This window comes from Kitasatospora sp. NPDC057500, from assembly GCF_042802195.1.
Lineage (GTDB): Bacteria > Actinomycetota > Actinomycetes > Streptomycetales > Streptomycetaceae > Kitasatospora.
This window is the reverse complement of sequence record NZ_JBHVER010000220.1, coordinates 1-12,439: the sequence shown is the minus strand read 5'-3', so window position 1 is coordinate 12,439 and position 12,439 is coordinate 1. Positions and strand designations below refer to the sequence as shown.

The 12,439-nt window shown below is 72.0% G+C and carries 9 protein-coding genes; 4 read left to right on the top strand and 5 right to left on the bottom strand.

Going from position 1 to position 12,439, the window contains the following annotated elements; genetic code table 11:
* A partial coding sequence (locus ACFU74_RS31590; protein ID WP_380763017.1) for an RNA polymerase sigma factor occupies positions 1 to 785 on the bottom strand: 785 nt, incomplete at its 3' end.
* Positions 786 to 963: 178 nt separating this feature from the next.
* Between ACFU74_RS31590 and radA the strand changes: the two genes are divergently transcribed.
* A complete protein-coding gene (gene radA / locus ACFU74_RS31585) occupies positions 964 to 2,463 on the top strand; it encodes a DNA repair protein RadA (protein ID WP_380763015.1) in 1,500 nt (499 codons plus the stop codon).
* Between the two features lie 187 nt (positions 2,464 to 2,650).
* On the top strand, positions 2,651 to 3,709 hold the full coding sequence (disA, locus tag ACFU74_RS31580; protein WP_380290207.1) for a DNA integrity scanning diadenylate cyclase DisA: 1,059 nt from the start codon (positions 2,651 to 2,653) through the stop codon (positions 3,707 to 3,709).
* Positions 3,710 to 3,818: 109 nt separating this feature from the next.
* Here the strand turns inward: disA and ACFU74_RS31575 are convergent, their stop codons facing one another.
* Entirely contained in the window at positions 3,819 to 4,724 is a 906-nt protein-coding gene (locus ACFU74_RS31575) for a hypothetical protein (protein WP_380763013.1), read from the bottom strand.
* Positions 4,725 to 4,906: 182 nt separating this feature from the next.
* Here ACFU74_RS31575 and ACFU74_RS31570 point away from each other — a divergent pair, with 182 nt between their 5' ends.
* Complete coding sequence (locus ACFU74_RS31570; protein WP_380763011.1) at positions 4,907 to 5,845, top strand: A/G-specific adenine glycosylase; 939 nt, start codon at positions 4,907 to 4,909, stop codon at positions 5,843 to 5,845.
* 80 nt (positions 5,846 to 5,925) lie between these two features.
* Here ACFU74_RS31570 and ACFU74_RS31565 read toward each other — a convergent pair whose 3' ends face one another.
* Positions 5,926 to 7,581: an MDR family MFS transporter gene (locus tag ACFU74_RS31565; protein WP_380763009.1), complete on the bottom strand. Its 1,656-nt coding sequence runs from the start codon at positions 7,579 to 7,581 to the stop codon at positions 5,926 to 5,928.
* Between the two features lie 255 nt (positions 7,582 to 7,836).
* On the opposite strand from ACFU74_RS31565, the gene ACFU74_RS31560 reads away from it, so the two are divergent.
* A complete protein-coding gene (locus tag ACFU74_RS31560) occupies positions 7,837 to 8,463 on the top strand; it encodes a TetR/AcrR family transcriptional regulator (RefSeq protein WP_380763007.1) in 627 nt (208 codons plus the stop codon).
* Positions 8,464 to 8,484: 21 nt separating this feature from the next.
* Here the strand turns inward: ACFU74_RS31560 and ACFU74_RS31555 are convergent, their stop codons facing one another.
* Positions 8,485 to 9,348, bottom strand: a complete 864-nt coding sequence (locus tag ACFU74_RS31555; protein WP_380763005.1) for a M23 family metallopeptidase — start codon at positions 9,346 to 9,348, stop codon at positions 8,485 to 8,487.
* Positions 9,349 to 9,782: 434 nt separating this feature from the next.
* The gene (locus ACFU74_RS31550) at positions 9,783 to 12,131 is read right to left on the bottom strand and encodes an immune inhibitor A domain-containing protein (protein WP_380763003.1); all 2,349 of its coding nucleotides are present in this window, start codon (positions 12,129 to 12,131) and stop codon (positions 9,783 to 9,785) included.
* Between the last annotated feature and the right edge of the window lie 308 nt (positions 12,132 to 12,439).

The following is a 12,439-nucleotide window of genomic DNA, read 5'->3' as shown; positions in this document are numbered from 1 at the left end:
GGCGGGAACGCGCCGGGGCCGACCGGGAGGCCGGGGTCGGCGTCCAGGGCCGGCGCGGTCAGCACCGGCAGCCCGGACAGCCCGGCGGTCCCGTCCTCCGGAACCTCGTCCGCGACCCGCTCCGCCGTGCCCCGGCAGGTCGGGCAGTCCGCCACGTGCTGCACCAGCTCGCGGCGGAGCACGGGGCCGATCGCCCGGCCCCGCCGGCTCTCCGCCCCCGCGCCGCCGAGCCGGTCCAGCTCGGGGCAGCTGCCGACGCCGAGCACCAGCAGCGCGGCCCCGGTCCGGTCGACCTCGGTTCGCGCGGAGGCGAGCAGCGCCCGGACGGCCTCGAACGGCTGGCCCAGGACGGCCGCGACCTCGATCGGGCTGAGCCGGTGCCGCACCGACAGCTCCAGGGCCTCCCGCTGCTCGGGGCCGGTCCCGGCCGCCTCGGGCCAGGCCAGCGAGGCCAGTTCGCGCCTCCGCCGGACCGCCTCCGCCCCGCCGGTCCCGGGAACCCCGCCGGCCCCCGGAACCCCGGGAACCCCGCCGTCCCGCTCGCCCCCGTCCGCCAGCCGCCGCAGGCAGCAGTACCGCGCCAGCGAGTACAGCCAGGCCCGCACCAGTCCGGCCTCGGCGAGCCGGCCACCGTACCGGGCCGCCAGCCCGCGCACCTCCCGCAGGGCGGCTCCGGCGGCCTCGTGCTCGCACAGCACCGCGAGGCAGTAGGTGAAGAGGCCGTCCACCTGTCGCTCGTACGCCGCGAGGACGGCGTCGCGCGGCCCTTCCGTACTCGTTGTCACCCGTCCGACGGTAGAGAGCGCACAGGCCCGGTCCGGGTGATTCCGCCCGGTTGTACTTCTTTCGGGTAACAACATCGCCCATTCGTGGACCATGCCCGGCATCCCCGACCACGCCGAGCGCCCCCCCGGCCGGGCAGGACCGCCCCGCGCTGTCGTACCCAGGCGCTACGGTGACCGCATGGCTGCCCGTACCAAGACCACCGCCAAGCCGCGCCCGGCGTACCGCTGCACCGAGTGCGGCAACCAGCTGCCCAAGTGGGTCGGCCGCTGCCCGGAGTGCAACGCCTGGGGCACGGTCGAGGAGTACGGCGCGGTGCCGATCCGCACCACCGCCGCCGGTCCGGTCAGCGCGCCCGCCCGTCCGATCGCCCAGGTGGACGGCCAGGTGGCGGCGGCGCGCTCCACCGGCGTGCCCGAGCTGGACCGGGTGCTCGGCGGCGGCCTGGTCCCGGGCGCCGTGGTGCTGCTGGCGGGCGAGCCCGGCGTCGGCAAGTCCACCCTGCTGCTGGACGTCGCCGCCAAGGCGGCCAGTGCGCAGCACCGCACCCTCTACGTCACCGGCGAGGAGTCGGCCAGCCAGGTCCGGCTGCGCGCCGACCGGATCAACGCGCTCTCCGACCACCTCTACCTGGCCGCCGAGTCCGACCTCGGCGCCGTCCTCGGCCACATCGAGGCGGTCGGCCCCGGCCTGCTGATCCTGGACTCGGTGCAGACCATCGCCTCCGCCGAGCTGGACGGCGCGCCCGGCGGCCCGGCGCAGGTCCGCGAGGTGGCGGGCGCGCTGATCCGCGCCTCCAAGGACCGCGGCATGGCCACCCTGCTGGTCGGCCACGTCACCAAGGACGGCCAGATCGCCGGTCCCCGACTGCTGGAGCACCTGGTGGACGTGGTGCTCAGCTTCGAAGGGGACCGCCACGCCCGGCTGCGGATCATCCGCGGGGTCAAGAACCGGTACGGCGCGACCGACGAGGTCGGCTGCTTCGAGCTGCACGACGAGGGCATCGAGGGCCTGGCCGACCCGTCCGGCCTCTTCCTGACCAGGCGTGACAAGCCCGTGCCGGGCACCTGCCTGACCGTGACCCTGGAGGGCAAGCGGCCGCTGGTGGCCGAGGTGCAGGCGCTGATGGTGGATTCCCAGATCCCCTCGCCGCGCCGGACCACCTCCGGTCTGGAGTCGCCCAGGATCGCGATGATCCTGGCCGTGGTCGAGCGTCATGGCGGGGTGAAGCTAGGCAAACAGGACATCTACACCGCGACCGTCGGTGGTGTGAAGCTCTCCGAGCCCTCGGCGGACCTCGCGGTGGCGCTCGCGGTGGCCAGCTCCTCCTCCGACACCCCGCTGCCCAGCAACCTGGTGGCGATCGGCGAGGTCGGCCTGGCGGGCGAGGTGCGGCGGGTGACGGGTGTGCAGCGGCGGCTGGCCGAGGCGCACCGGCTCGGCTTCACCCATGCGCTCGTCCCGCCGGACCCGGGCAAGGTCCCGCCGGGCATGAAGGTGGTCGAGGTGGCGGACATCGGTGAGGCGCTGCGGGCGATCCCGGGCCGCCGCCGGGCCGCCGCCAAGCCGAAGAATGAGGCACCGTCGGCGCCGCCGGCGCCCCGCGCGCACCGGCCGACGGCCTATCCGGAGGAGGTCATGGAGGGCTGGGAGCCGCTCGACTCCGACGAACTGCGCTGACCCAAGCCCTGTCGTTGCCGCACGCAGTTAGACTTCCCCTGTCTCATTGGTGATAAGGCAGTACTAAGCGACAGAGCAACAGACCGCAGGCCGGCGCCCCGCGCGAGGGCACGCGGTACGGGGTCGACGGAGGAGTCACGTGGCAGCCAGCGACCGGGCGGACAAGTCCTCCCGCGAGGAGGCCCTGCTGCGGGCCTCCCTCACCGCCATCGCCCCCGGCACCGCGCTGCGCGACGGCCTGGAGCGGGTGCTTCGGGCCAACACCGGCGGCCTGATCGTGCTCGGCTTCGACAAGACCGTCGAGTCGCTCTGTACCGGCGGCTTCGTGCTGGACGTCGAGTTCACCGCGACCCGGCTGCGCGAGCTGTGCAAGCTCGACGGCGCCGTGGTGCTGGACAAGGACATCACCAAGATCGTCCGGGCCGGCGTCCACCTGATGCCGGACTCCACCATCCCGACCGACGAGACCGGCACCCGGCACCGCACCGCCGAGCGGGTCAACCGGCAGACCGGCTTCCCGGTGGTCGCGGTCTCGCACTCGATGCGGCTGATCGCCATGTACGTCAACGGCACCCGCCGGGTGCTGGAGGACTCCACCACCGTGCTGTCCCGCGCCAACCAGGCGCTGGCCACCCTGGAGCGCTACAAGCTGCGCCTGGACGAGGTGGCCGGCACGCTCTCCGCCCTGGAGATCGAGGACCTGGTGACGGTCCGGGACGTCACCGCCGTCGCGCAGCGGCTGGAGATGGTCCGGCTGATCGCCACCGAGATCGCCGGCTACGTGCTGGAGCTCGGCATCGACGGCCGGCTGCTCTCGCTCCAGCTGGACGAGCTGATCGCGGGCGTGGAGCCGGAGCGCGAGCTGGTGGCCAGGGACTACTTCCCGGAGCGCGCCGCCAAGAAGGGCCGGACCGTCAACGAGGTGCTGGCCGACCTGGAGGCACTGACCCACGCCGAGCTGCTCGACCTGCAGACGGTGGCCAAGGCGCTCGGCTACTCGGGCTCGCCGGAGTCGCTGGACTCGGCGGTCTCGCCGCGCGGCTACCGGCTGCTGGCCAAGATCCCGCGGCTGCCCAACACCGTGATAGAGCGGCTGGTGGAGCACTTCGGCGGCCTGCAGAAGCTGCTGGCCGCGAGCATCGACGATCTGCAGACGGTCGAGGGCGTCGGCGAGACCCGGGCCCGTTCGGTCCGCGAGGGCCTGTCCCGGCTTGCCGAATCGTCCATCCTGGAGCGCTACGTCTGATCCGGGCCCGCCGCCCGCCCCTCGCAGACGCCGAAGCCCGGACCACCTGAGCGGTGGTCCGGGCTTCCTGCGGCGGTGCCGTACTGCCGGGAGGCGTCCTGAGGTCCGCTCAGTTCTCCAGGCGGATCGAGGAGCGGGCCGAGGCCTGGCCGCCGGAGAGGCCGGTGAGGTCGGCGACCACCAGGTAGGTGCCGGCCGGGGCGGGCGCCGCGTCGGCGGTGGCGCACTGCGGCTTGCTGCGGACCCGGTCCCAGGTGAAGGTCTCGGTCAGCCCGCCGTTGGCGGGGAGCTGGACCCAGCTGCTGTTCTTGTCGGACGGGCAGTCGCCGGAGGACCAGATGCGCTCGCCGTTGCTGGCGGTGACGGTGATCGCCGAGGCGGTCCGGCCCAGGTCCACCCGGCAGGTGGTGCCGGAGGAGTTGTTGATGGTCAGGGCCAGCTTGGGCTTGTCCTTGGGCTGGTAGGCGTTCTGTGCGCCGGCCAGGTTGAGCGTCACCTGCGAGGAGGCGCAGACCGGCAGGGCCATGACCTCGGGAGTGTTCGCCGGGGGCGGGCCGCCGGTGCCGCCACCGCCGGTGCCGCCGCCGGTCGCGGGTGCCGGGTTCGCACCGCCGCCGGCCGCCGCGCCGCCCGCCGCCGCTCCGCCGGTCCCGGGGGCCGGGTTGGCGCCGCCGGTCGTGCCGCCGGTGCTCACGCTGACCTCGCCGCCTCCGGAGCCGCCCACGGCGCCGCCGGAGGCGCTGCCGCCGGTGCTGCCGCTGCCGGGCCGGGAGTTGTTGGCCGGCCCGGTCGGCGAGGCGCCCGGGGTGATCGTCTGGGCGGGCGTCTGGCTCTGCGACTGGGTCGGTGCGGCCTGCGCGGCCTTGTCCTTCGGGCCGTCGTCACCCCCGCCCTGATCGGTCATCAGCCAGATGACGAGGGCGGCGACCGCGACGACGGCGACGAGCACGACGATGCGCCGACGCCAGTAGATCGAGGCCGGCAGCGGTCCTACGGGTTGACGCAGAGAGGGCACGCCCAAACTCTACGAGACAGTGTGTGCCCCTTGACGCACCAACACCGCACAGTCACCCCTTCCTTCACATGATCCGCCATTTGCGCCGTTCGAGGGAGGCCGAATGGGGTGTTTTGCGCCCTGAACCGGAACCTCATGATCCAATTCGGCTCCCGACCCGGGCGTGGGAGGATCGAAGGGCCATGGCTGCCAACACCATCACCCCCGCCGCCCCCGCGACCCCGGCCGAAGGGCCGGAGCTCGCGCTGCCGCTGCCCGTCCTGCACGCGACCGTCCTCGACTGGTACGACGCCAACGCCCGCGACCTCCCCTGGCGCACCCCGGACGCCTCGCCCTGGGCCGTGATGGTCAGCGAGTTCATGCTCCAGCAGACCCCGGTCAAGCGCGTCCTTCCGGCCTGGGAGGCCTGGATGGAGCGCTGGCCCACCCCGGCCGACCTGGCCGCCGAGGCGCCCGGCGAGGCCGTCCGGATGTGGGGCCGGCTGGGCTACCCGCGCCGGGCGCTGCGCCTGCACGGCGCCGCCGTGGCGATAACCGAGGAGCACGACGGCAAGGTCCCGGACGACCACGCGACGCTGCTCTCACTGCCCGGCGTCGGCGAGTACACCGCGGCGGCGGTGGCCTCCTTCGCCTTCCGCCAGCGGCACGTGGTGCTGGACACCAACGTCCGCCGGGTGTTCGCCCGAGCCGTGACCGGCGTGGAGTACCCGGCGCAGGCCACCACGGCGGCCGAGCGGCGCACCGCGACCGCGCTGCTGCCCGACGCCGCCGGCACGGCCGCCACCTGGGCGGTGGCCGTGATGGAGCTGGGCGCACTGGTCTGCACGGCCCGCGGGCCCGAGTGCGGGGACTGCCCGCTGTTCACCTCCTGCGCCTGGCAGCGGGCCGGCCGCCCGCCGTACGAGGGCCCGGCCCGGCGCGGACAGTCCTACGAGGGCACCGACCGGCAGGTGCGCGGCAAGCTGCTCGCGGTGCTCCGCGAAGCGCACGGCGAGGTGCCGCAGGCCCGGCTCGACGCGGTCTGGCCGGACGCCGTGCAGCGGGCCCGCGCGCTGGACGGGCTGGTCGCCGACGGCCTGGTCGAACCGGTCGAGCAGGGCGTCTACCGGCTGCCCCAGTAGGCACACGGGCCGGGACCGGACACACACGGAGGCCCCCGCCCGCCGGTGCGGCGGACGGGGGCCCCGGTCGAGGTCCGGCGTCAGATCGCGGCGGCCTCGATGTTGTCGGCCGCGGCGCCCTTCCGGCTCTTGCGGCCCTTGCGGCCCTTGCCGGCCTCGCCGCCTTCGCCGTCGGCCGGCGGACCGCCGGCCCCGCGCAGCGGCACCTCGCGCATGAAGACCGCGGCGGCGACCGCGATCACCGCGACGGCGGCACCCCACAGGAACACGGTGTGCATGCCGTTGGCCACCGCGTGGTGGTAGGCGTCCTGGACCGGCTCCGGCAGCGCCTTGAGCGCGGCCGGGCTCAGCTGCGCCGGGTCGCCGCCCTGCGAGCCGCCCGCCCCGGCGGCCGAACCGAGCCGCTCCTCCATGGTCTCGGTGACCCGGCTGTTGAACAGCGCGCCGAACAGCGCCACACCGAACGAGCCGCCGATGGTGCGGAACAGGGTGGCGGTGGAGCTGGCCACGCCCATGTCCTTGAGTTCGACGCTGTTCTGCGCGACCAGCATGGTGATCTGCATCAGGAAGCCCATGCCGGCACCGAGCACCACCATCCAGCAGGCGGAGGCGAAGCCCGAGGTGTCGGTGGAGAGGGTGGAGAGCAGCACCAGGCCGGCCGTCATCACGAGGGTGCCGATGATCGGGTAGATCCGGTACTTGCCGGTCCTGGTCACCGCCTGGCCGACCACCAGGGAGATCACCAGCATGCCCAACATCATCGGCATCAGCAGCAGACCGGAGTTGGTCGCCGAGGCGCCCTGCACGGTCTGCTGGTAGAGCGGCAGGAAGACGGTCGAGCCGAACATCACGAAGCCGACCACGAAGCCGATGATCGAGACCAGCGTGAAGTTGAGGTTCTTGAACAGCGACAGCGGCAGCATCGGCTCCTGGACCCGCTGCTCGACGTAGCAGAAGCCGATCAGGGTGGCCGCGGCCAGCGCGGTCAGGCCGAGGACCTGCTTGGAGCCCCAGGCGTACTCCTGCCCGCCCCAGGTGGTGATCAGGGTGAGCGCGGTGATGCCGGTGGTGAGCAGCAGCGCGCCGAGGTAGTCGATCCGGGCCTTGTTGCGGACCTTCGGCAGCTTCAGGGTGACGACCACGACGGCGAGCGCGACGGCGCCCAGCGGCAGGTTGATGTAGAAGGTCCAGCGCCAGTTCAGGTGGTCGGTGATGAAGCCGCCGACCAGCGGACCGCCGATGGTGGCGAGGGCCATCACCGCGGCGAACATGCCCTGGTACTTGCCGCGGTCACGCGGCGGGACGAGCGCACCCATGATCGACATCACGCCGACCATCAGACCGCCGGCGCCCAGGCCCTGCAGCGCGCGGAAGCCGATGAGCTCGTTCATGTCCTGGGAGAGGCCGGAGAGCGCCGAGCCCGCCAGGAAGATCACGATCGAGGTGAGGAAGATGCCCTTGCGGCCGTAGAGGTCGCCGAGCTTGCCCCAGATCGGGGTGGAGGCGGCGGTGGCCAGGGTGTACGAGGTGACCACCCACGACAGGTGCTCGGCGCCGCCGAGCTCGCCGACGATGGTCGGCATCGCGGTGCCGACGATCAGGCCGTCGAGCATCGCGAGCAGCATGGTGACCACCAGGCCGATCATGACCAGGCGGATCTCACGGGCCGAGCGGGGTGCTTCCTCCTCGGCCGGTTTCTTCTCGGGGGAGCCGGTGTCGGCCTTGGGATGTGACATGGGGGGAGTCTCCCGGGCAGGGCGTCGGGCGACCGGTGCGGCCTGCGACGGCCTCCTTGCTTGTCGCCCGGCTAGTTTGTGGGCCGTCGGCACGGTAGGTTGTGCACTAGCCGGTCGTCAAGCCAGTTTTCCGGCGGGCTCCCTGGGCAGGAAGAATGAACACAGGGGCGGTCGCCGAACGGGTGTCCGCCGCCGCGTCGCGCCGGTCCTCGGCCGCCGCGGGTACACGGACCACGACGCAGTCAGAGGCAGGCGATGGGCACCACGCACGGCCCCCGTAGCGACACCCGGGCACGCATCGTCGCGGTCGCCCTGGAGCTCTTCTCCGAGCACGGCTACGAGCGCACCTCGCTGCGGGAGATCGCCGACCGCCTGGGCGTCACCAAGGCCGCGCTCTACTACCACTTCAAGACCAAGGAGGACATCGTCCAGGGCATCGTGGCGGCCACCGCCGCCCCGATCCACGAGCTGATCGCCTGGGGGCGCGAGCAGACCTGGACGCCCGAGGTGCGCGACGAGCTGATCCGCCGGTTCGCGGCCGGGATGTCCGAGCGGGCGCCGCTGCTCCGCTTCTTCCAGGAGAACCAGCCGGCGCTGCGTGACCTGGCGGCCGGGCGGGAGTTCCGGGACAGCATGATCGCGCTGGTCCGGCTGATGCACGGTCCGGAGGCGAGCTTCGAGGACCGGCTGCGCGCGGCGATGTCCCTGTTCACCGTCAACTCGGCGCTCTTCCTGCTGCGCCAGGACCAGGGGCTCGACTCCGAGTGCGCGGTCGACTGGCCGCCGGTCGCGGAGGCCACCCGGGAGCAGGCGGTCGAGGCCGCCCAGCACGTCGCGCTGGAGATCTGCCGGCTGATCGGCAGACCCGCGCCGACGGACTGAGCGGCCGGACCGGACGGGGGATCAGAAGTCGGTGACCCCGCGCGCGGACAGGTAGGCGATCGGGTTGATCACCGCGCCGTACTGGTTGGCGGAGCGGATCTCGAAGTGCAGGTGCGGGCCGGTCGAGTTGCCGGTGTTGCCGGAGCGGCCGATCTGCTGCCCGGCCGCGACGTGCTGGCCCGCCGACACCGAGATCGACGACATGTGGGCGTACTGGGCGTACCGGCCGTCCGCCAGCCGCAGCACGACCTCCTTGCCGTACGCGCCGTCCCAGCCGGCCGACACCACGGTGGCGTTGCCGACCGCGAGCAGCCGGGTGCCCGTGGAGACCGCGAAGTCCACACCGGTGTGGTAGCCGGCGGCGTAGTGGGCGTTGCGCACGCCGTACGGGTTGCTGGTCGGCGCGCCCGGGACCGGGGCGGACCACTGGGGTGCCGGTGCCGGTGCCGGTGCCGGTGCCGGGGCCGGGGCGGGTGCGGGCTCCGGGGCGGGGGCGGGCGCCGGTTCGGGCGCCGGTGCCGGGGCGGGCGCGGGCTCCGGTGCGGGCGCGGGCTCGGCGGGCGGCGCCGTCAGGTTGGCCGCCACCCCGACGTACTCCTGGGCCGAGTCCTGCTCGGACGGCAGCGTGTACGGGCTCGGGCCCGCGACCTCGACCGGCGACGACGTGCGCGCCGACCCGTGCTGCGCGGTGAACGCCGAGCTGCCGGGGGTGGTCGGGGTGACCGTCTGGGCCGAGGCGCTGCCCGAGGCGGCCAGCAGCAGGGCGCCGGTCAGCACGGCCGCTCCGGCCGCGGCGGCGGTGGTGGAGTGGTTGCGGCCGGTCTGCCGGAGGAAGGAGTCGGCGAGCCGGCACAGGGCCGGCCCCAGAGGCGGGACGGAAGGCATGGAGCTCGGACCTCACGAACGTACGGGGACAGCACGCTGAGCCCGGTCGGGCTGCTGAGCGGGGGACCACTCAGGTGTAACCGTCACCGAGCGGAGTCCCAAACCGTGTGACGTACTACGGCGTGTAGTCATCATCGCGCCGGGAATTCAAACCGACGGAGTAACGATCATGCGGTCGGATCGTCCGTTCATGGGGCGACGGCCGGAGGTCGTCACCCGGGCGGGCTACTACGCCCGCTCGTACCCCTGCCGGAGGTTGTGAGCAGCACCACCCGGAGCGCGGGTTTGAACGGTCCGCGACCACCCGGAAACCGCCCGCCTTCGCCCGCGGCCCGCCCGGACACGAAGAATCCGGCCCGCCCCCGCGGGTGCGGGAGCGGGCCGGATCGGTTCAGCGGTGCCCGGTCAGGGACCGAGCGTCAGAGCGCGGTCGATCAGTTGTCGACCGGGCGGACGCGGATCCAGGTCTCCAGGTAGTTCGAGGACTCGTTCTCGACCTCGATGCTGGTGCCCGTCTTCGGGACGATGACGCTGCTGTACGGGTTGTCCTTCGACCAGTAGGACTTCAGGTCGGAGAACTCGTCGACGCCCTTGGCCTTCGGGACGACCGTCTCGACACCGGCGCGGTGCAGGGTCAGGCTGTCGGTCTTGCGCGAGCCGAAGGTGGAGTCGTAGCCGTTGATGCGCGGGCGCATCAGCGTGCCGTCCTTCCACTTCAGCGGGGTCGGGTGCGAGTCGACCGGCAGGATCAGGCCCTGGCCCGGGTGGTTGGTGACGTTGTTGTCACTCTGCGACTCGTCCCAGTACCAGATCAGCAGACCCGGCTGGTACGGGTAGTGCTCGACCCAGAGCGGCTTGTCGGCGAAGCCGAAGTTGTACGGGCCGACCTTGAGGGTGCGGTCGTACGAGACGTACTGGCGGTTCTCCGCGATGTAGTACTGGTTGTAGTCGTTGGTGAACGACCCGGTGGTCCGCGAGAAGCCCTTGGCGGTCCAGCCGTTGTCGCCGTTCTCGGCGCCGTCGGTGAAGACGGTGGCGCCGTCGGCGGTCACCGCGAGCTCGTCCAGGGCCAGGCCCTTGAGGTGCAGGCCGCCGTCGGTGACGTAGCGGAAGCGGACCTTGACGGCCTGGCCGGCGTAGGCGTCCAGCGGGAGGACGAGGTCGCCCCAGTTGCCGCCGGAGTTGCCGGACAGCGAGGCGTTGCCCGAGGGGTCCTTCGGCAGCGCGACGCCGTTGAAGGTGCCCTCAAGGGCCTTCCAGTTGGTGCCGCCGTCGGTGGAGACCTCGGCGTAGCCGTAGTCGAAGTCCTGCTCGATGTCGTACCAGGCCTTGGCCGACAGGGTGGCCTTGGTCTTGCCGGTCAGGTCGACGTCACGGGTCAGCGAGACGTTCAGGTCGTCCGCGCTGCCGCTCCACCACTCGTTGGCACCCGCGAAGGGCTTGTTGATGGTGGTGGTGACGGCCTTCTTCGGCAGGTCGACGACCAGCGCCTGGGGGAGCCTGCTGTTGTACTCCGCCGGGCCGATGTGGTGGGTCGACTCGGTGCCGGCCTTGGCCTTGTCGAACTTCAGCCAGCCGAGCTTGAGCTTGCTCCAGGCGTCGAGGTCGTTCGGCATGTCGCCGATCGAGCTCTTGCCCTCGCCCAGCCAGGAACCGGAGGACATCAGCGACCAGAAGCCGACCGAGTTGTCGATGCCGCTGCCGGAGGTGTCGTAGAGGTCCGGCAGGCCGAGGTCGTGGCCGTACTCGTGGGCGAAGACACCGAGGCCGCCGTTCTCGGGCTGCATGGTGTAGTCGCCGACCCAGACGCCGGTGCCGCCGACCGGGGTGCCGCCCAGCTTGTTGCCGGCCGGGCCGGTGGTGCCGGCGCCGGTGCCGTAGACGTACGAGCGGTGGGCCCACAGGGCGTCAGTACCCTGCTTGCCGCCGCCGGCGGACTGGTCCTCACCGGCGTGCACGATCTGGAAGTGGTCGATGTAACCGTCCGGCTCGTTGAAGTTGCCGTTCTGGTTGAAGTCGTACCGGTCCCACAGGTCGTACTGCGCGATGGCGGCCTTGATCTGCTCGTCCGTCTGGCCCTTGGCCTTCTGGTCGGCGACCCAGGTGTCGATCGCGTCGCGGATCAGGTCCTGCGCGTTGGCGCAGACGTGCTGGCCGCAGTAGTCCGAGCCGTAGCGGGCCTCGTTGTACTTGACCTTCACCCAGTCGGTGACCTGGCCGTCCACCGAGTAGCGGCCCGAGGACTGCTTCTCGTAGTAGGTCTTCAGCGAGTCCTGGGTCTTGCTGAAGTACAGGTCCTGGTAGTGCTGCCGGTTGTAGTCGGACTGCCAGAGGGTCGAGTTGTTGGTCGCCGGGTCCGGCTTCTCGATCTGGTTGCGCTGCGGACCGGGGGTGCCGCCGTACTTGATCTTGCCGTCCGGCGTCGTCGTGGTGTTGTCCACCTCGTCACCGAACTCCACCAGGATGGTGAAGATCTTGTCCGTGCGCTCACGGGCGAGCTCGACGTACTTGTTCTTGCCCAGCTTGATGCTGGAGCTGCCGCCGTGCTGCTCGATCTTGGCGGTGCCGGCGAGCAGCTGCTCGGTGGCGGCCTTCGACTCGGCCTCGACCTTCTCGGTCAGCGGGCCGGGCAGGTTGTGTTCGGTGCTGGTCAGGACGGCATCGGCCGGGTCCTGCGGAACGGGGGCGGCACCGGCGGCGACGGCCGTGCCCGGGAGCATCCCCGCGCCGAGCGCGGCTATGACCGCTACGGCCGAGGCGACCGAAGCGGCTTTCCTGGTCATCTTCAACGTTGTGACGTCCTCCCCAAACCGGTCCGGCTCTTGGCCTTCCGGTAAACCAATGAAAGACAGGTGGACGTCATTTGATCCAAGCGTGGACGGAAAAGATAGACCTTGACCGTGACATGGCCACAGCGCTATCCTCCGCAACTTCGTATCAACTGACGCACCGTCAACATCATTGGCATTAAAGATGACCGCAGCTTCGATCGCACCCGCACCGGCCCCCCGTTCGGCCCCCGACCTGCCCCTTCGTGGGCCGGGTCACAGCTTCGGCAGAGGTGCGGAAAACGGTTTGGGCCCCCGGCGCG

What these genes read in the sequence shown, in the direction of transcription:
- radA (WP_380763015.1), top strand. Translation starts at nt 964, where the DNA reads ATGGCTGCCCGTACCAAGACCACCGCCAAGCCGCGCCCGGCGTACCGC.
- ACFU74_RS31550 (WP_380763003.1), bottom strand. Translation starts at nt 12,131, where the DNA reads ATGACCAGGAAAGCCGCTTCGGTCGCCTCGGCCGTAGCGGTCATAGCC.
- ACFU74_RS31555 (WP_380763005.1), bottom strand. Translation starts at nt 9,348, where the DNA reads ATGCCTTCCGTCCCGCCTCTGGGGCCGGCCCTGTGCCGGCTCGCCGAC.
- ACFU74_RS31565 (WP_380763009.1), bottom strand. Translation starts at nt 7,581, where the DNA reads ATGTCACATCCCAAGGCCGACACCGGCTCCCCCGAGAAGAAACCGGCC.
- ACFU74_RS31560 (WP_380763007.1), top strand. Translation starts at nt 7,837, where the DNA reads ATGGGCACCACGCACGGCCCCCGTAGCGACACCCGGGCACGCATCGTC.
- ACFU74_RS31570 (WP_380763011.1), top strand. Translation starts at nt 4,907, where the DNA reads ATGGCTGCCAACACCATCACCCCCGCCGCCCCCGCGACCCCGGCCGAA.